Origin of the sequence: Erwinia billingiae Eb661 (genome assembly GCF_000196615.1) — a bacterium.
Lineage (GTDB): Bacteria > Pseudomonadota > Gammaproteobacteria > Enterobacterales > Enterobacteriaceae > Erwinia > Erwinia billingiae.
Map to the genome: position 1 here is coordinate 1272479 of NC_014306.1, position 18425 is coordinate 1290903.

The 18425-nt window shown below is 56.5% G+C and carries 19 protein-coding genes; 13 read left to right on the plus strand and 6 right to left on the minus strand.

The window, feature by feature from the left end; translation table 11 throughout:
• Positions 1-39: 39 nt before the first annotated feature.
• The 8 genes from EBC_RS07225 (at position 40) to EBC_RS25030 (ending at position 6768) form a co-directional block, all read left to right on the plus strand.
• A complete protein-coding gene (locus EBC_RS07225; protein ID WP_013201137.1) occupies positions 40-1212 on the plus strand; it encodes a phage tail sheath protein in 1173 nt (390 codons plus the stop codon).
• A 12-nt stretch (positions 1213-1224) separates the two neighbouring features.
• Complete coding sequence (locus EBC_RS07230) at positions 1225-1740, plus strand: phage major tail tube protein (protein ID WP_013201138.1); 516 nt, start codon at positions 1225-1227, stop codon at positions 1738-1740.
• A gap of 58 nt (positions 1741-1798) precedes the next feature.
• The gene (locus EBC_RS07235) at positions 1799-2122 is read left to right on the plus strand and encodes a phage tail assembly protein (protein WP_013201139.1); all 324 of its coding nucleotides are present in this window, start codon (positions 1799-1801) and stop codon (positions 2120-2122) included.
• 14 nt (positions 2123-2136) lie between these two features.
• The gene (locus EBC_RS25025) at positions 2137-2259 is read left to right on the plus strand and encodes a GpE family phage tail protein (protein ID WP_071822138.1); all 123 of its coding nucleotides are present in this window, start codon (positions 2137-2139) and stop codon (positions 2257-2259) included.
• Positions 2252-4897: a phage tail tape measure protein gene (locus EBC_RS07240; RefSeq protein ID WP_013201140.1), complete on the plus strand. Its 2646-nt coding sequence runs from the start codon at positions 2252-2254 to the stop codon at positions 4895-4897. The genes EBC_RS25025 and EBC_RS07240 overlap by 8 nt, the downstream gene beginning before the upstream one ends.
• Complete coding sequence (locus EBC_RS07245; protein WP_013201141.1) at positions 4894-5379, plus strand: phage tail protein; 486 nt, start codon at positions 4894-4896, stop codon at positions 5377-5379. The genes EBC_RS07240 and EBC_RS07245 overlap by 4 nt, the downstream gene beginning before the upstream one ends.
• The gene (locus EBC_RS07250) at positions 5376-6470 is read left to right on the plus strand and encodes a phage late control D family protein (protein ID WP_013201142.1); all 1095 of its coding nucleotides are present in this window, start codon (positions 5376-5378) and stop codon (positions 6468-6470) included. The genes EBC_RS07245 and EBC_RS07250 overlap by 4 nt, the downstream gene beginning before the upstream one ends.
• Positions 6471-6549: 79 nt before the next feature.
• Entirely contained in the window at positions 6550-6768 is a 219-nt protein-coding gene (locus EBC_RS25030) for an ogr/Delta-like zinc finger family protein (protein ID WP_013201143.1), read from the plus strand.
• A gap of 265 nt (positions 6769-7033) precedes the next feature.
• Here EBC_RS25030 and tesA read toward each other — a convergent pair whose 3' ends face one another.
• On the minus strand, positions 7034-7657 hold the full coding sequence (gene tesA / locus EBC_RS07255) for a multifunctional acyl-CoA thioesterase I/protease I/lysophospholipase L1 (RefSeq protein ID WP_013201144.1): 624 nt from the start codon (positions 7655-7657) through the stop codon (positions 7034-7036).
• On the opposite strand from tesA, the gene ybbA reads away from it, so the two are divergent.
• From ybbA to EBC_RS07270, 3 genes are all read left to right on the plus strand, one after another.
• On the plus strand, positions 7628-8314 hold the full coding sequence (gene ybbA, locus EBC_RS07260; protein ID WP_013201145.1) for a putative ABC transporter ATP-binding protein YbbA: 687 nt from the start codon (positions 7628-7630) through the stop codon (positions 8312-8314). The genes tesA and ybbA overlap by 30 nt on opposite strands.
• Positions 8311-10728, plus strand: coding sequence for a putative ABC transporter permease subunit YbbP (ybbP, locus tag EBC_RS07265; protein WP_013201146.1), 2418 nt, complete (start codon positions 8311-8313; stop codon positions 10726-10728). Before ybbA ends, ybbP begins: the two co-directional genes overlap by 4 nt.
• 156 nt (positions 10729-10884) lie before the next feature.
• On the plus strand, positions 10885-11538 hold the full coding sequence (locus EBC_RS07270; protein ID WP_013201147.1) for an acyl-homoserine-lactone synthase: 654 nt from the start codon (positions 10885-10887) through the stop codon (positions 11536-11538).
• Here the strand turns inward: EBC_RS07270 and EBC_RS07275 are convergent.
• From EBC_RS07275 to ppiB, 5 genes are all read right to left on the minus strand, one after another.
• A complete protein-coding gene (locus EBC_RS07275) occupies positions 11506-12249 on the minus strand; it encodes a helix-turn-helix transcriptional regulator (protein WP_013201148.1) in 744 nt (247 codons plus the stop codon). The two genes, EBC_RS07270 and EBC_RS07275, sit on opposite strands and share 33 nt — an antisense overlap.
• A 453-nt stretch (positions 12250-12702) precedes the next feature.
• Positions 12703-13773, minus strand: a complete 1071-nt coding sequence (purK, locus tag EBC_RS07280; RefSeq protein ID WP_013201149.1) for a 5-(carboxyamino)imidazole ribonucleotide synthase — start codon at positions 13771-13773, stop codon at positions 12703-12705.
• Entirely contained in the window at positions 13770-14279 is a 510-nt protein-coding gene (gene purE / locus EBC_RS07285; protein WP_013201150.1) for a 5-(carboxyamino)imidazole ribonucleotide mutase, read from the minus strand. Before purE ends, purK begins: the two co-directional genes overlap by 4 nt.
• 147 nt (positions 14280-14426) lie before the next feature.
• Positions 14427-15152 carry a UDP-2,3-diacylglucosamine diphosphatase gene (gene lpxH / locus EBC_RS07290; RefSeq protein WP_013201151.1) on the minus strand — a complete coding sequence of 242 codons (726 nt, stop codon included), beginning with the start codon at positions 15150-15152 and terminating at the stop codon, positions 14427-14429.
• The gene (gene ppiB / locus EBC_RS07295) at positions 15152-15646 is read right to left on the minus strand and encodes a peptidylprolyl isomerase B (RefSeq protein ID WP_013201152.1); all 495 of its coding nucleotides are present in this window, start codon (positions 15644-15646) and stop codon (positions 15152-15154) included. Before ppiB ends, lpxH begins: the two co-directional genes overlap by 1 nt.
• Positions 15647-15879: 233 nt before the next feature.
• Here ppiB and cysS point away from each other — a divergent pair, with 233 nt between their 5' ends.
• Complete coding sequence (cysS, locus tag EBC_RS07300; protein WP_013201153.1) at positions 15880-17268, plus strand: cysteine--tRNA ligase; 1389 nt, start codon at positions 15880-15882, stop codon at positions 17266-17268.
• Positions 17269-17335: 67 nt separating this feature from the next.
• Positions 17336-18424: an AAA family ATPase gene (locus tag EBC_RS07305; RefSeq protein WP_013201154.1), complete on the plus strand. Its 1089-nt coding sequence runs from the start codon at positions 17336-17338 to the stop codon at positions 18422-18424.
• Position 18425: the final 1 nt, after the last annotated feature.

An 18425-nucleotide genomic window follows, 5' to 3' on the forward strand; every position in this document is an offset into this window, starting at 1 on the left:
TCTCACCATAGCGAAACCCCTTAACAGGAGATTCGTTACATGGCGCAAGACTATCACCACGGCGTGCGCGTTGAGGAAATCAACGAAGGCACCCGAACCATTACCACCGTCAGCACGGCAATCGTGGGCATGGTCTGCACCGGCGATGATGCCGATGCGGCGATGTTTCCGCTCAATAAGCCCGTGCTGGTTACTGACGTACTGACCGCCAGCGGTAAGGCCGGGGAATCCGGCACGCTGGCCCGTTCACTGGATGCGATTGCCGACCAGGCGAAACCCGTTACCGTGATTGTGCGCGTGGCGCAGGGCGAAACCGAAGCGGAAACCACAACCAATATCATCGGCGGCGTGACGACGGACGGCAAACGCACCGGCATGAAAGCGCTGCTGGCCGCGCAGGCGCAGCTGGGCGTTAAGCCGCGCATTCTTGGCGTGCCGGGGCATGACACGCAGGCGGTGGCTACCGAGCTGCTGTCCGTGGCGCAGAGCCTGCGCGGCTTTGCCTATCTGGCGGCGTATGGCTGTAAAACCGTTGAAGAGGCGATTGCCTATCGCGACAACTTCAGCCAGCGCGAAGGGATGCTTATCTGGCCGGACTTCATCAACTTTGACACCGTGACCAGTGCGGACGCGACGGCCTATGCCACCGCCCGCGCGCTGGGCCTGCGCGCCAAAATTGACGAGCAGACCGGCTGGCATAAAACCCTGTCGAACGTGGGCGTGAACGGCGTCACCGGCATTTCCGCCGATGTGTTCTGGGACCTGCAGGATCCGGCAACGGATGCGGGCCTGCTAAACAAGAACGACATCACCACGCTTATCCGCAAGGACGGCTTTCGCTTCTGGGGTTCCCGTTGCCTGAGTGACGATCCGCTGTTTGCCTTTGAAAACTACACGCGCACCGCGCAGGTTCTGGCCGACACGATGGCGGAAGCACACATGTGGTCTGTGGATGGCCCGCTTAACCCGTCACTGGCCCGCGACATCATTGAAGGTATCCGCGCCAAAATGCGCCAGCTGGTTAACCAGGGTTATCTCATTGGCGGTGACTGCTGGCTGGACGAAAGCGTGAATACCAAAGACACGCTGAAAGCCGGGCAGCTGCTGATTGATTACGACTACACGCCGGTGCCACCGCTGGAAAACCTGCTGCTGCGCCAGCGTATTACTGACCAGTATCTGGTGAACTTTGCCAGCCGCGTCAGCGCATAAGGAGACGGAAACATGGCCTTACCCCGCAAGCTTAAACACCTCAACATGTTCAATGCCGGAAACAACTGGATGGGCATCGTGGAGTCCGTGACGCTGCCTAAATTCACCCGCAAGTTTGAAAAATACCGTGGCGGCGGTATGCCCGGCGCGGTGGATATCGATATGGGGCTGGATGACGGTGCGCTGGATACCGAATTCAGCATTGGCGGCACCGAACTGCTGCTGTTTAAGCAACTGGGAGCCACCACCGTTGACGGCATCCAGCTGCGTTTTACCGGATCTATTCAGCGCGATGACACCGCTGAAGTGCAGGCCGTTGAGCTGGTCGTTCGTGGCCGCCACAAGGAAGTGGACTCCGGCGAATGGAAATCGGGCGAATCCAGCACCACCAAAGTGTCCGGCACCAACAGCTATGCCAGGCTGACCATTAACGGCGAGGTGCTTTACGAGGTTGACCTGGTGAACATGGTCGAAGTCGTGGGCGGCGTGGACATGCTGGAAGCACACCGCAACGCGCTGGGCCTCTGATTACTCCGGCAGGTGAAACCCTGCCGCTTATTCCTACTGAATTCAGGAACTGAACAACATGGCTAAAGAAGCTGAACAGGCGGTAATCCTGCCGCTGCAAAAAATCGTTGTGCTGGATACGCCTATCCAGCGCGGCAAAGAAACCATCACCCAGGTCACCCTGCGTAAGCCCCAGTCCGGTTCGCTGCGCGGCACCCGCCTGCAGGCGCTGATGGACATGGACGTCAATGCGATGATGGTTGTGCTCCCGCGCATTTCGGTGCCTGCGCTTCAGCCGCACGAAATCAACGAAATGGACCCTGCCGATCTGCTGCTGCTGTCGGTTGAGGTGGTGACTTTTTTGTTGCCGAAGTCGGTGACGTCGGATTTCCAGACGGCCTGACGGTAGACGATTTGGTGGCGGACATTGCCACCGTATTTCACTGGCCGCCCTCTGCAACGGAGAACATGCCACTGACAGAGGTTCTGGAGTGGCGGCACAGGGCAGTTTTACGCAGCGGAGCCGGTGACGATGAGTGATACAAACCTGCGTCTGCAGGTGGTTCTCAACGCGGTGGATAAAATCACCCGTCCTTTCAAAAATGCGCAGGCTGGCTCTAAGGAGCTGGCCGCCGCACTCAGGGCCAGCAAAGACGGCCTGAAATCCCTGAACGAACAGGCCGGGCGCATTGACGGCTTTCGCAAGACGCGCTCCCAGCTTGCAATCACGGAAAAAAATCTGGCAACCGCCCGGCATGAGGCCGCGCAGCTGGCGACCCAGTTTGCGGCAACCAACAGGCCCACGGCGCAGCAGGCAAAGCTGTTGTCACAGGCAAAAGGGCGCGCCAGCGAACTGCAGCAGGCTTATAACGGTCTGCGCCTGTCGGTTCAGCGCCAGCGCGAGGCGCTTACCACTGCCGGTATTGATACCAAACAGCTGAGCGCGGCGCAGCGCCGACTCAGAACGGATGCTGACGGTGCCAGCGCGGCGATTGAGCGCCAGCAGGCGCAGCTGCGAAAGCTGGGCGAACGGCAGCAGAAGCTGAGCGCCATCCGGGCGCGACATGACAAATCGATGGAGCTGCGCAATAACCTCGCCGGGAACGGGGCGGGCATGGTTGCCACCGGCGTGACCACCGGGATGACGATGATGGCCCCGGTCAGGGCTTACGCTGAATCAGAGGATGCCTCCACGCAGCTGGCCGCGTCCATGATGGGGCCAGGAGCAAAAGTGCTGCCGGAATTTGAGAAAATCAACAAGCTGGCGGTGGGCCTGGGCGACAAGCTGCCCGGCACCACGGCTGATTTTCAGAACATGATGACCATGCTGCGGCGTCAGGGTATGAGCGCGCAGTCAATTCTGGGCGGGCTGGGTGAGGCAACGGCGTACCTGGGCGTTCAGCTGAAGATGGCGCCCACTGACGCGGCGGAATTTGCCGCCAAGCTGCAGGACGCCACGCAGACCAGCGAAAAGGACATGATGGCCCTGACCGACATCATCCAGAAGGGATTTTATGCCGGTGTCGATCCGGGAAACATGCTGCAGGGGTATGCAAAAATCGGCAGCGCGATGGACATCATCAAGCAGAAAGGGCTGGAGGCTTCAAAAACCTTTGCGCCGCTGCTGGTCATGGCCGATCAGTCCAGCATGGCGGGCGAGTCTGCCGGTAACGCCTACCGCAAGGTGTTTCAGGGGATGATGGACGCCGACAAAATGAAGGGCGTAAACAGCGACCTGAAAGGCACCGGCGTGAAGTTTGACTTCACGAACGGCAAGGGCGAGTTCGGCGGCATCGATAAGATGTATCAGCAGCTGGCGCAGCTTAAGAGCCTGAGCACCCAGAAGCGACTCACCACCCTGAAGGATATGTTTGGCGATGACGCGGAGACGCTGCAGGTGCTGAACATCATGATTTCCAAAGGCGTTGAGGGCTACCGGGAAACGGCGGCCAAGCTTGAAAATCAGGCGTCCCTGCGTGAGCGCGTCAATGCGTCACTGAACACCCTGGGCAACAAATGGGAGGCGGCCACCGGTTCGTTTACCAACGCAATGGCCGCCATTGGTGAAACCGTCGCGCCGGACCTCAAGCGACTGTCTGACTGGCTGGGTGACCTCGCCACCTCGCTGGGTAATTTTGTGAAGCAGCACCCGCAGCTGACCGCCGGGCTGTTTAAGCTTGGCGCGGGATTTGCCATTGCGGCCAGTGCCGTGGGGGTTCTGTCGCTGGCCGCTGCCGCCATTCTTGGCCCGCTGGCCCTGTTGCGCCTGAGTTGCGGCGTGCTGGGCATCAAAACCGTCAGCGCGTTCACGCTTATCCGTGGGGCGATTGGCCTGATGGGCAACGGCATCTTATGGCTGGGCCGCCTGATGCTGGCGAACCCGATTCTGGCGGTTATTGGTCTGATTGCCGCCGGGGCGCTGCTTATCTGGCAGAACTGGGACACGCTGGGGCCGAAGCTTGCCGCCTTATGGGATGGCATCAGCACCAAGGTCAGCGCCGTATGGGACGCCATCAGGACGTACATCAGTTCAAAGTGGAGTGAAATTGTTGCGGACGTGCAGGCGCTGCCGGCCCGTTTCCAGGAGGCCGGTTCGCAGATGATTGACGGGCTGATGGCGGGGATAAGCGCGAAGTGGGAGGGGCTGAAAAGCAAGCTTTCATCACTGACCAGTTACCTGCCTGACTGGATGAAACCGGGTGACGCCTCGCCGGTGATGCCGGGCCTGCCGGGTAAGAGTCCGGGATCGGCAACGGGGTTTGCCGGGTTGTACGACAGCGGCGGCTTTATTCCCGCCGGGAAGTTTGGGATTGCAGGAGAGAACGGGCCGGAGCTTGTGAACGGTCCGGCCAGTATCACCAGCCGCAGGCGCACCGCATCACTGGCCGCGTCCGCCGCGCTGGCGATGGGGCTTGCAGGTACACCGGCCGCAGCACGGCCACTGCATCCCATGAGCCTGCCCGCCAAAGCACAACCGGCGGGTGCTACCGGCGGCGTAATGTCTGCCGGAGCGGCTGCCCCGGTGCATAACAGCTATGCATTCACCATCGTGCAGCAGCCGGGCGAAAGCCATCAGAGTGTGGTGGATGAGGTGATGCGCCGGATTGAAGAAAAAGAGCGGCAGGCTAAGGCCCGCGCGCGCAGTTCCTACAGTGACCGTGGAGGGTTTGAATCATGATGATGACGCTGGGGCTGTTTGTTTTCATGCTGAAAACTGCCCCCTATCAGCAGCTGCAACACCAGCGCAGCTGGCGGTTTCCGACAAACAGCCGGGTGGGTGTCCGCCCGTCAATGCAGTTTCTGGGACCGGATAACGACACCATCACGCTGACGGGCGTTTTGTTGCCTGAAATGACCGGTGGCCGCCTGACGCTGTTCGCGCTGGAGCAGATTGCGGAGCTTGGTCGCGCGTGGCCGCTGATCGAGGGCAGCGGGGCAATTTACGGAATGTTTGTTATCGAGAGCGTGAACAAGACCAGTACGGAGTTTTTCAGTAACGGCGCGTGCAGGCGCATCGAGTTTACCCTCACACTCCGGCGAACGGATGAATCGCTTCGCGAGATGTTTGGCAGCCTGAGCGACCAGTTAACGGCGATGCAAAGTGCGGCAACCGGCGCGGCGGGCAGGCTTAACTCTGCGGTGGGAGGGCTACTTCAGTGAACAGTTCCGCCTGGGCTAACGGGGCCATCAGCGCGCCGCAGTTCCGTCTTACGATGGAAGGGGCCGACATCACGCAGAAGATTGAAAAACGGCTTATCAGCCTGACGCTCACGGACAACCGCGGATTTGAGGCTGACCAGCTGGATATTCAGCTGGACGATGCGGACGGCCTGCTGCAGCTTCCCCGCCGGGGCGTTGCGCTGACGCTGGCGCTGGGGTGGGAGGGGCAGCTGCTTATTCCCAAAGGCACCTATACGGTTGATGAAATTGAACACTCGGGATCGCCTGACCGGCTGACGCTTCGCGCGCGCAGTGCTGATTTTCGCGAGACGCTCAACACCAAGCGCGAAAAGTCATGGCATAAGGTCACGGTGGGTGACATCACGCGCGATATCGCGGCCAGGCATAAGCTGAAGCTGGCGCTGGGTGATGACGTGGCAAAGCTTGCCATTGACCATATGGACCAGACGAACGAGTCAGACGCCAGCTTTCTGATGCGCCTTGCGCGCCAGTCCGGGGCGCTTGCCTGCGTGAAAAATGGCAGCCTGCTGTTTATCCGTCAGGGGCAGGGGAAAACGGCCAGCGGAAAGGCGTTGCCGGTTATCACCCTTCAGCGAAGGGACGGCGACAGCCACCGGTTCAGCCTGGCAGATCGTGATTCTTACACGGGCGTGATAGCCAGCTGGCTGCATACGCGGGAGCCGGTGAAGAAGGAAGTCACGAAGGTGAAGCGCAGGCGCAAAACCACGGCAAAGAAAAAAGAGCCGGAGGCTAAGCAGGGTGATTATCTGGTCGGCACGGATGAAAACGTGCTGGTGCTGAGCCGGACATATGCCAGCCGCGCTAATGCAGAGCGGGCAGCCAAAATGCAGTGGGAACGACTGCAGCGGGGCGTGGCCACGTTTTCCATTGAGCTGGCGCGCGGCAGGGCTGAGCTTTACACGGAGATGCCGGTAAAGGTGAGCGGGTTCAAGCAGCAGATTGATGCGGCTGAATGGATCATCACCACGCTGACCCATAACCTGGGCGACAGCGGGTTTACGACAAGTCTGGAACTTGAAGTGAAAATTGATGAGTTAGAAATGGAATAAAGTGATTCCTATTGGGGCCAATTTATCTATATACTCGCCACAAGTTCCCACCTGTGTACAAATAACGGAGTATTTAACTATGATGAACTGTCCATTATGTGGGGGCGCAGCGCATACCCGCAGTAGTTTTCAAGTCTCGAAAGATACCAAAGAAAGATACAACCAGTGTCAGAACATCAACTGCAGTTGCACGTTCAAGTCCTTAGAAACCGTAGCCAAGATCATCATGCAACCCGGAACGGTCAAACCAGTTCCGCCTCACCCGGATAGATCACTGCAAGGCGCGCTTTGGCTCTAACTGCAATCAAAATAAAACCCGCACGAAGCGGGTTTTTTTACGTCTGTCATTTGGTGATGAGTAAGGAATGGTCAATACATTGGATTGATAACGCTCATCTTTGCTATGTTTGATAACTCAGTTAATGGCATTGGCGCTAAATGGCTGTCGCCATTTTGTCGCCAATTAAAGCTTTTAGTGATGTAACTAATTGATTTTATAATGCATTAATAGTAGTAACTTGTTATTTTGCATAACTTTACCTGTGAGCCGTCTGCAAACCCCGTTACTCATGCTTAACTAGTGGAGCCAGTTCTTTGGCCATCAGCCCGGCAATAAACGGCTGAGCATCGGGATTGGGGTGGATCCCATCCTGTTGCATCCATTCTGGTTTCAGGTACACCTGTTCCATAAAGAAAGGCACCAGCGGGATGGCATTTTCTTTTGCCAGCTTCGGGTAAATGTCACTGAACGACGCGGTGTAGCGGCGGCCGTAATTGGCCGGCAGACGGATTTGCATCAGCAACGGCTGTGCGTTTGCCGCTTTTACCTGAGCAATAATTTTACTCAAGTCCTGCTCAATGTTTTGCGGTGGGAAGCCCCGTAAACCGTCGTTTCCTCCCAGTTCTATCAGCACCCAACGCGGTTGATGCTGCTTCAGCAGTGAGGGCAGGCGCGCAAGCCCCTGGGTGGCAGTGTCGCCGCTTATGCTACCGTTAATGATAGTGGGCGATTTCTGCCATTTATCATTGAGTAACGCGGGCCATGCCGTGGTGGCGGACATCCGGTAACCGGCGCTTAAACTATCGCCCAGCACTAACAGCGTATCTGCCGCCGTCGCGCGCAGCGACATCAGGGCCAATAATAACAGGAAAGGGTAATGCCAGCGGAAAACATTCTTGAAGTTCATCGTCTTAGTAAGTCCGTCGGTCAGGGTGAGCATCAGCTTTCCATCCTTACCGGAGTTGAGCTGGTTGTCAAACCGGCTGAGACCATCGCGTTGATTGGCGAGTCGGGTTCCGGTAAGTCGACTCTGCTGGGTATTCTGGCTGGTCTGGATGACGGTTCCGAAGGTGAAGTCTTTCTGCTGGGCTCGCCGCTGCACAAAATGGATGAGGAGCAACGCGCTGAACTGCGGGCCAAAAGCGTCGGTTTTGTTTTCCAGTCGTTCATGTTGGTGCCGACGCTAAATGCGTTAGAAAACGTGCAGCTACCGGCGTTGCTGCGCGGCGAGAGCGATCGTCACAGTCGCGAACAGGCGCAGGCGTTACTGGCTCAGCTTGGGCTGGCAGAGCGCCTGACGCATCTGCCTTCGCAGCTGTCCGGTGGCGAGCAGCAACGCGTGGCGCTGGCACGTGCCTTCAACGGCAAACCGGCGCTGCTGTTTGCCGATGAGCCCACCGGCAACCTGGATCGTAAAACCGGCGATCGCATTGCCGACCTGCTGTTTTCGCTTAACCGCGACCTTGCCACCACGCTGATTCTGGTCACCCACGATGAACAGCTCGCCGCCCGCTGCGACCGGCGCTTACGGGTGCGCGACGGTAAGCTGTGGGAGGAAGCATGATCTGGCGGTGGTTCTGGCGTGAATGGAAATCGCCATCGTTGCTGATTGTCTGGCTGGCCCTGACGCTGGCCGTGGCCTGCGTGCTGGCGCTGGGGTCACTCAGCGATCGCATGGAAAAAGGCCTGACCCAGCAAAGCCGCGATTTTATGGCCGGCGACCGGACGCTGCAAAGCTCGCGGGAAGTGCCGCAAGCCTGGCTGGATGAAGCGAAGAAAGAGGGATTACAGGTCGGACGCCAGCTGACGTTCATGACCATGACCTTTGCCGCTGATACGCCGCAGCTGGCGTCGGTTAAAGCGGTCGACGATCTCTATCCGATGTTTGGCACGCTGGCCACGGAACCTGCGGGGCTGAAGCCTGCGGCCGGCACCGTGCTTGCCGCGCCGCGTCTGCTGGCGTTGCTCAACCTGAAATCTGGCGCAAATCTTGATGTCGGCGATACCACGTTACGCGTGGCGGGTGAAGTGGTGCAGGAGCCGGATGCGGGCTTTAACCCGTTCCAGACTGCGCCACGGCTACTGATGAATCTGGCCGACGTCGGCAAAACCGGGGCGATCCAGCCGGGAAGCCGCGTCACCTGGCGTTATAAGTTTGCAGGCAACCCTCAGCAGCTCAGCCGTTACGACAGCTATGTCAGCGCGCAGATCAAACCCGATCAGCGTTGGATCAGCGTGGAAAATTCGGAAGATGCGCTGGGCAAGTCGATGGTGCGTGCCCAGCAGTTCCTGTTGCTGTCGGCATTGTTGACGCTGATGCTGGCGATTGCCGCCGTGGCCGTGGCCATGAGTCATTACTGTAAGAGCCGTTACGATCTGGTTGCGGTGCTGAAGACTTTGGGCGCCAATCGTGCCGCGTTAAGAAAGCTGATTGTCGGCCAATGGCTGGCGGTGCTGCTGCTGGCCGCGGTGTGCGGTGGGGCGATCGGCATGGGCTTTGAAGTACTGCTGCTGCGGATGTTGAAGCCGGTGCTGCCGGGTGAACTGCCTGCCGCCAGCGTCTGGCCGTGGCTGTGGGCCATCGGCTCGCTGTTTATCATCTCGCTGCTGGTGGGCCTTCGTCCTTATCGCCTGCTGCTGGCGACTCAGCCGTTGCGCGTACTGCGCCGTGATGTCGTGGCCGATGTCTGGCCGCTGAAGTTCTATTTGCCGGCCATGGCGTTGGTGGTGATTGCGCTGCTGGCGTTGCTGGTGGGCGGCAGCAAATTACTGTGGGCGCTGGTCGGCGGGATTATCCTGTTGTCTGCACTGCTGGGGGCGATTGGCTGGGGCGGATTAATGCTGCTCCGCCGTCTTAGCGTACGTAATCTGGCGTTCAGGCTGGCAATCAACCGGCTGTTACGTCAGCCCTGGACCACGCTCAGCCAGCTGGCGGCTTTCTCGCTGTCCTTTATGCTGCTGGCTTTGCTGCTGGTGATGCGCGGGGATTTGCTGGACCGCTGGCAGCAACAGCTTCCGCCGGGCAGCCCAAACTATTTCCTGCTTAATCTCACCCAGGATCAGGTGCCTCAGGTGAAAACCTTCCTGGAGAAGAATCACGTTGAGCCGCAAACCTTCTATCCGGTTGCCCGCGTCCGGCTGACTGGCATCAACCAGAAGCCCGCCGATCCAGCGTTGGATAATGCCTTAAACCGCGAGCTGAATCTGACCTGGCAGGAACAGCTGCCGGATCATAATCCGCTGACGGCAGGAAGCTGGCCGCCGAAAAAAGGCGAGGTGTCGATGGAAGAGGCGCTGGCCGGACGACTGGGCGTGAAGCTCGGCGATACGCTGACCTTTACCGGCGATACGCAGGAGTTCTCGGCCAAAATCACCAGCCTGCGCAAAGTTGACTGGGAGAGCCTGAAGCCAAACTTCTTCTTTATCTTCCCGCCTGGCGCACTGGACGATCAGCCGCAAACCTGGCTGACCAGCTTCCGTCTGGAAGGCAACAATGCCTTGCTGGCTCAGCTCAACCGGGAATTCCCCACCCTGAGCCTGCTGGATATCGGCAGCATCCTGCGCCAGATTAGCCAGGTTCTGGCACAGGTCAGCCAGGCGCTGGAAATCATGGTGATTCTGGTAACCGCCTGCGGCATATTACTGCTGCTGGCGCAGGTTCAGGTTGGCATGCGCCAGCGTAGACAGGAGTTAGTGGTCTACCGCACGTTGGGTGCCAGTAAGAAACTGCTGCGCGGGACGCTGTGGAGTGAGTTTGCGTTGTTAGGTGGCGTTTCCGGTCTGGCTGCCGCCATGGGTGCCGAGGCCGCCTTATGGGGACTGCAGCGCAAGGTGTTCGACTTCCCGTGGGAGCCAGACTTTGTGCTGTGGATCGCGCTGCCGCTGACCGGCGCGGTGTTGCTGTCGGTGTGCGGCGGCTGGCTTGGCGTGCGGTTGCTGAAAGGCAAAGCGCTGTTCAGAAGCTATAACGCAGACTAAAAAAACAGGCCGGATCGCTCCGGCCTGCTTCATTTCTTCCCCCGCCATCCTCATCCTTTTTCGCCTCGCGACTCACATCCTCCTCGGATAGTGCTTTGTGACAGGTTAATATTGCAGGTATTATTAGCGCAAAATTTAGCTAAGGATGGAGTAAGTATGCTGCACCTGCTTGATGTGAAATATAATTTCCTGTCTGAATTAAAATCTCAGGAGCTGTTTTCTCTTCGTAAAAAAGTCTTCAAAGATCGTCTTAACTGGATGGTCAATACTGAAAATAATATGGAGTCGGATCAATACGACAATCCGCGCACCACCTATATTTTCGGCATTTATAAAGAGTCCTGTATTTGCAGCCTGCGCTTTATCGAAATTAAATACCCGAATATGATTACCGGCACCTTTAAATCCTGGTTTAAAAATATTGATCTGCCGAAGGGTAATTATGTCGAAGCCAGCCGGTTATTTATCGATAAGGATCAGGTTCAGGCGAAAGAGCTTAAGCAGCAGCCGGTCAGCGCGTTACTTTTTCTCTCGATGATCAATTATGCCCGACATTATGGTTACGAAGGGATTTACGCCATTGTCAGCCATCCGATGTACCTGATATTTAAAAAGTCAGGCTGGAAGGTGTCGGTGGTGGAACAGGCAATGTCAGAGAAGCAGGAGAATATCTATCTGATTTTTATGCCTGTCGATGCCGGGAACCAGTCAACGCTGATGGCGCTGGTGAAAGCGAAGGTTCCCGCATTACGCTGCGAACTGGATAGCTGGCCGCTGTCATTCCCCGTCAGGAAGCACCGGACGGATTAGGTTCAGCTCTATCCCCAGACGGATGGCGTGTTTAGCATTGGTTACGCCCAGCTTCTTCACCGCATTGCCGATATGGTATTTCACCGTGGTGAGTTTGATCCCAAGGATCAGGGCGATTTCCTGGTAGGATTTGCCGACGCTGGCCCAGTAAATGATCTCGTTTTCGCGGCTGGTGAACAGTTCGCGGGTGTTCATCTCTTCGAAATCGGCTTTTCTGGACTGCTCCTGATAGAGCTGTGTCAGCTTTTCATGCGTGGTGATCAATAACATCTGCAATTTATCTTTGTTAAGCTGGATCAGCTCTTCAATATTATCGTCGCAGTGTTTATCCAGCATAATCGACAGCACCACCAGATTATTATTATGGTCATGCAGCACAAAGGTATAACCGTTAATAATGTCGTGGTTTCTTGCCATATCAAACAGCTTGGGTACCTTGACGCCTTTATTCAGCATCAGGTTTTCATCCCAGGAGAAAGGCGTCATACGGTAAAGAGCGGTAATCAACACCGGATCGATAAACTGGAAATTGTTCTCGATATAAACCTTAAACCACTCCTGCCGGTTAGAGATAATGGAGAAATCCGCCGGATTCCTTTTACTCATAATGGCATAGGCGTATTTAATGTTATTGAACTGGACCAGCTTCCTTTCCAGATACTCTTTGACTGACGTATTAATAGCCTGATTATCAAAAAATAATTTAGCCATGTCATTATCTCCCTGGGCAAATATTTCTTCCATAGTTAATACAGAATTTTATCATAACTCCAAACATTCGCCTAACCCCGGCGCGCAAAGGATCGCGGGAAAAGCACCGCTTGATAAAGTCGGAGAAGTCGGCGGAAAAATCAGGCGTTTTTGATGTCAGACTGGCAGAGAAGGGCGGGGCGGTAAGGGTGAACCAGATCGCATCAGGGGTATCGTAAAGGTGAATATTATTTACCTTTTTATACACAACGAATTTGGTACTGGTTCCCTTGGTGTTGGCAAATTAAATCTAATGTACTAATAATAAAGAATATTTATATTTTTGTTCGCCAATACAATACGTTTTTTGCCAGGCAATTGATAGCCATACTTAAGTACAGTTAAGGACTGTCCTTTTGCAGCTCGGGCAGGAAAATCGTCCGTTTGTCCGACGTTCCTGCCAGATTTTTCCCATCAGCCCTGCAATTTCTCAACCGCCCAGGCGATGCCGCTGGCATATTCAGCGGGTAACTGCGGCACCAGCGCCTCAATAGCGGCCTGCAACGCCGGTTTGCTCACGTCCGACAGGTTCAGATGGCCCACCTTGCGGCCGGGACGAACCTCTTTTTCGTACCAGTGCAGGTGCACCAGCGGCTGATTCAGCCAGTCCAGATTCACGGCGGTGCCAATCAGGTTAACCATCACTGACGGCGTGCTGACCACCGGCTTCGGCAAAGGCAGATCGAGGATCGCCCGCAGATGCAGTTCAAACTGGCTGATGGACGCGCCGTTTTGCGTCCAGTGCCCGCTGTTATGAACGCGTGGCGCCAGTTCATTAATCAGCAGGCCTTCCGGCACCACAAAGCACTCCATCGCCATCACGCCGACGTACTTCAGCTCATGCATAATGGCTGACAGCATGGTTTCGGCCTGCTTCTGCAGGGCTGCGTCAGGATCCGGGAAGGCGACGCTGGTGCGCAGAATGCCGTCCTCATGCAGGTTATGGGTCAACGGATAGAAAACGGTGCTGCCATCATGGCCGCGTGCGCCCACCAGCGACACTTCGCCAGAGAAGTTGATGCCCTGCTCAACGATGCATTCACCGTAGCAATCGGCTGGCAATGAATCCGTATCCGTCGCGCGCAGGCGCCACTGGCCACGACCGTCATAACCGCCGGTGCGGCGCTTAACGATGGCCAGTTCACCGAGGGTGTTGAACACCTGCGGCCACTCTGCGGCATCCGCTAGCAGCTGCCAGGGCGCGGTGGCCAGACCCAGCTTGTCCAGTAACTGCTTCTGTGTCAGGCGATCGGCCAGACGCGGGAAAATATCGCGGTTCACGAAGGCGTTATGTTTCGCCAGTTCGCGCGTCAGGGCGGTTTCCGGCCAGCGTTCGATTTCCGCAGTGATCACGCTTTGTTGGATCGGCAGCGCTTCCGGCTCGGCATCTAATCCTACCGGATAGACGGCGATGCCCAGCGGCTCGCCAGCCTGACGTAACATGCGGCCCAGCTGACCATTTCCTAATACGCAGACCGGCTTCATGCTTCCTCCCGCGGATCCGGGTTATTCAGCACTTCATCGGTCTGTGCCTGACGCCATGCTACCAGCCGTGAACGCAGTTCCACATCGTGGGTGGCCAGAATCTGCGCCGCCAGCAGCGCCGCATTGGCCGCACCGGCTTTACCAATCGCCAGGGTGCCAACCGGAATACCGCGTGGCATCTGCACGATGGAGTAAAGGCTGTCGACGCCGCTCAGCGCTGCGCTCTGCACCGGCACGCCCAGCACCGGCACCAGCGTTTTCGCCGCAATCATTCCCGGAAGATGCGCCGCGCCGCCAGCGCCAGCAATGATCACCTGAATGCCATTATCCGCAGCCTGCTCAGCGAAGCTGAACAGCTTGTCCGGGGTGCGGTGCGCCGAAACGACTTCACACTGGAAGGGCACAGCCAGAGTAGTGAGGATCTCGGCGGCAAATTGCATGGTTGCCCAGTCACTTTTGGAACCCATAACAATAGCGATGCGGGCCTGCGCGGCGTTGGATGACATGCGGGTCTGACTCCTGTGATTGTACATACGTCACCTGAAAGCCGTTTAGGCGGTCAGATGGGAAGGGCAAAGAGGATAGCATGACTCGGCATCAAGGAAAACGTTTGCCCAGGCATGAAACGGGCATTTGCGGGATTTTTTTAGGGCTCAGAATGGGAAGGAAATGAGGGTGGTTTCGTCTTCGCTAACGCGGATCATTGAACCTTCGTGATGCCAGGCACCCAGTACCAGTCTTTCGGCAGGCTGGTCATTCACCTCAAGCGGATGAATTGCCGGGCGATGCGTATGGCCGTGGATCAGATACTGCACCTGATGGCGGGTCATCGCGGCTTTTACGGCCTCATCATTCACGTCCATGATGGTCACGTCTTTGCTGCTGTTCGCCTGTTTACTGCCTGCGCGCATCTTCAGCGCAATCCGCTGGCGGACAAATAAAGGAAGGGCAAGGAACAGCCATTGCAGCCAGGGCTGATGCACTTTTTTGCGGAAGCGTTGATAGCCCTGATCGTCGGTGCAGAGCGTGTCGCCATGCATGATCAACATGCGCTTACCGTAAAGTTCCGGCACCTGTTCTTCCGGCAATAATGTCATGCCGCTGGCGCGGGCAAAGCGTTTGCCAACCAGGAAGTCGCGGTTACCATGAATAAAATAGCAGGGGATCCCCTGTTGCTTCAGGGTCATCAGTGCGGCCGCGATCTCAGCATGAAGCGGGTCAGGATCGTCATCGCCAATCCAGGCTTCAAACAGGTCGCCGAGAATATACAGTGCATCGGCATGTAACGCATCACGGCGTAAAAAAGCAAGAAAACCGGCAGTAATTGCCGGTTCTTCTGCGCACAGATGTAAATCTGCGATAAACAGCGTGTGAGGCATTATTCGCTGACGGTGACTTTCTGGATCACAACGTCTTCTTTAGGAACGTCCTGGTGCATACCGCTACGGCCAGTGGCGACCGCTTTGATTTTCTCAACCACGTCCATGCCTTCAACGACTTCAGCAAACACACAGTAACCCCAGCCCTGCAGGCTTTCGTCACGGAAGTTCAGGAAGTCGTTGTCTGCCACGTTAATGAAGAACTGCGCAGTTGCCGAGTGAGGCGCCTGAGTACGGGCCATTGCCAGCGTACCCTTGGTGTTTTTCAGGCCGTTGCTGGCTTCGTTCTGGATTTCTTCTTTGGTGTCTTTCTGCTTCATGCCCGGCTCGAAGCCGCCGCCCTGAACCATAAAGCCATTGATGACACGGTGGAAAATCGTGTTGTCGTAGAAACCTTCACGGCAATAATCCAGGAAGTTAGCTACGGTAGCTGGCGCTTTGTCATCGAAGGTTTTGATAACGATATCGCCATGATTTGTCTGGAAAGTGACCATGTTCTCATCCTGTAAAGGTTGGAAGTGTGAATGGTAGAGCAGCACCGGCAGCACGAGGGCGCCAGTACGCAATTAATAGACGGCTTTTATATCACAAAATGTGATGACGAGTCAGCACCAGTGCATAAACGGCACGGGGCATAACCTTGCTTTGCGTGGCGCTTCCGTTAACAATACGTCAGAATAAGCCTTTTACTGGTTTTAACCCGCACACGTCAAAACGGAATGTCTCAATGCTAAAGATTTTTAATACCCTGAGTCGTCAAAAAGAGGAATTCAAACCTATTCATGCAGGTAAGATCGGCATGTACGTGTGCGGCATTACCGTTTACGACCTGTGTCATATTGGCCACGGCAGAACGTTTGTGGCGTTTGACGTGGTAGCACGTTATCTGCGTTATCTCGGCTATTCACTCAATTATGTCCGCAATATCACCGATATTGACGACAAGATTATCAAGCGCGCCAATGAAAATGGCGAAACCGTTGAGGTGCTGACTAACCGGATGATCGGCGAAATGCACAAGGATTTTGCCGCGCTGAATATTCTGCCGCCGGATCAGGAACCGCGTGCCACGCGCCATATCAGCGAGATCATTGAGATCGTCAGTAAGCTGATCGATCGCGAGCATGCGTACGTGGCCAGCAACGGCGATGTGATGTTCTCGGTGCCAAGCGATCCGCAGTACGGCCAGTTATCCCGTCAGGATCTTGAGCAGCTGCAGGCAGGCGCGCGCGTGGAAGTTGAGCAGGACGTGAAGCGCAATCCGATGGACTTCGTGCTGTGGAAAATGTCGAAAGCCAACGAGCCAAGCTGGTCCTCTCCATGGGGCGAAGGCCGTCCTGGCTGGCACATCGAGTGTTCCGCGATGAACTGCAAACAGCTGGGCGAGCATTTTGATATCCACGGTGGCGGATCGGATCTGATGTTCCCGCACCATGAGAACGAGATTGCGCAATCCACCTGTGCTCACGAAGGTCCTTACGTCAACTACTGGATGCACTCCGGCATGGTGATGATCGACCGCGAGAAGATGTCCAAGTCATTGAATAACTTCTTTACCGTGCGTGATGTGTTGCAGCACTTCGATGCAGAAACCGTGCGTTGCTTCCTGATGTCAGGCCACTATCGTAGCCAGCTGAACTACGGCGAAGATAACCTGAAACAGGCGCGTTCGGCGCTGGAGCGCCTCTATACCGCTATTCGCAACACCGACAGCAGCGCTGAGCCTGCCGGTGGCGAGGTGTTTGAAACGCGCTTCCGCGAAGCGATGGATGACGATTTCAACACCCCGGAAGCCTATTCCGCGCTGTTTGATATGGCGCGTGAAGTGAACCGCCTGAAAGCGGAAGATATGTCGGCGGCTAACGGCCTGGCGGCTAAACTTCGCCAGTTGGCTGGCGTGCTGGGCCTGCTGGAGCAGGATCCGGAGCTGTTTCTGCAAAACGGCGCGCAGAGCAACGACGATGAAGTGGCAGAAATCGAAGCGTTGATCAGACAGCGTCTGGATGCGCGCCGCGAGAAGAACTGGGCGCAGGCGGACATGGCGCGCGACAAACTGGTGGCGATGGGCATCGTGCTGGAAGACGGCCCGCAGGGTACCAGCTGGCGTCGCAAGTAATCGGGTGATGCGGCAGTCAACACCATAAGGGGCGAAAGCCCCTTTTTGCTATCTGCAGGAGGCGTTTATGACCATTAAGCAACTCTCACTGGCGGGATTCCGCTCCATTCGCGATGTCGAACTGCCGCTCTCGCAGTTGAATGTGATCAGCGGACCGAACGGCTGTGGCAAATCGAACCTGTATAAAGCCGTGCGGCTGCTGCACGAAGCGGCGAGCGGGCGATTATCGGCCGCGCTGGCGGACGAGGGCGGTATCCAGAAAACGATGTGGGCAGGCGCGCCGAAGCGAGGCGAAAACAAGCATAACGGCAAACGGATGGTGCTGGGTGTGGAAATGGAAGATTACGCCTATCAGCTGGAAATTGGTTTTCCCGAGCCGTTGATCAGCCTGTTTAACCTCGATCCCTTGGTCAAGGCCGAGCACATCTGGTTATCCGGCCAACGCCGTCGACCGTCCTCGCTGTTATTAGAACGCAAAAACCAGGCGGCCTTCCTGAATAATATTCAGGGCGAGCGGATAGCCTATCCTTCCTCATTACATGAAGAAGAGTCGGTTTTTTCGCAACTGTCCGATCCCCATCTTTATCCGGAAGTCTCGCAGGTGCGCGAAAATATGCGCAAGTGGCGTTTCTATCATGAATTTGCCGTCTGGCCGGGATCGCCGATTCGCGCGCCGCAGGTCGGTATCCGCGCACCGGTGCTGGCACATGACGGCCATAATCTGGCCGCGGCGTTTGAAACGCTGCGCGAGCGTGGACATACCGAGTTGCTGTATTCGGTGCTGGCGGAAGCCTTTCCAGGCAGTGAATTCTTTGTGGAAGAGCAGGGTGGCCGCTTTCAGATACTGATGCAGCGTGAAGGCATTCTGCGTCCGCTTGATGCGGCAGAACTGTCCGATGGCACGCTGCGTTTTCTGTGCCTGGTGGTCGCGCTGCTCAGCCCAAGGCCGCCGACGTTTATGGCAATTAATGAACCGGAGAACAGTCTGCATCCGGATTTATTGCCCGCGCTGGCGTTGTTAATTGCTGAAGCAAGCCGTTACAGCCAGATTTGGGTCACCAGCCACTCGTCCCACCTGGCGGAGCAAATTGGCAGGCATTGTGAGCTTCGCCATTATCAGCTGGCGCAAAGGGAAGGGGAAACGGTGGTGCTGTAGG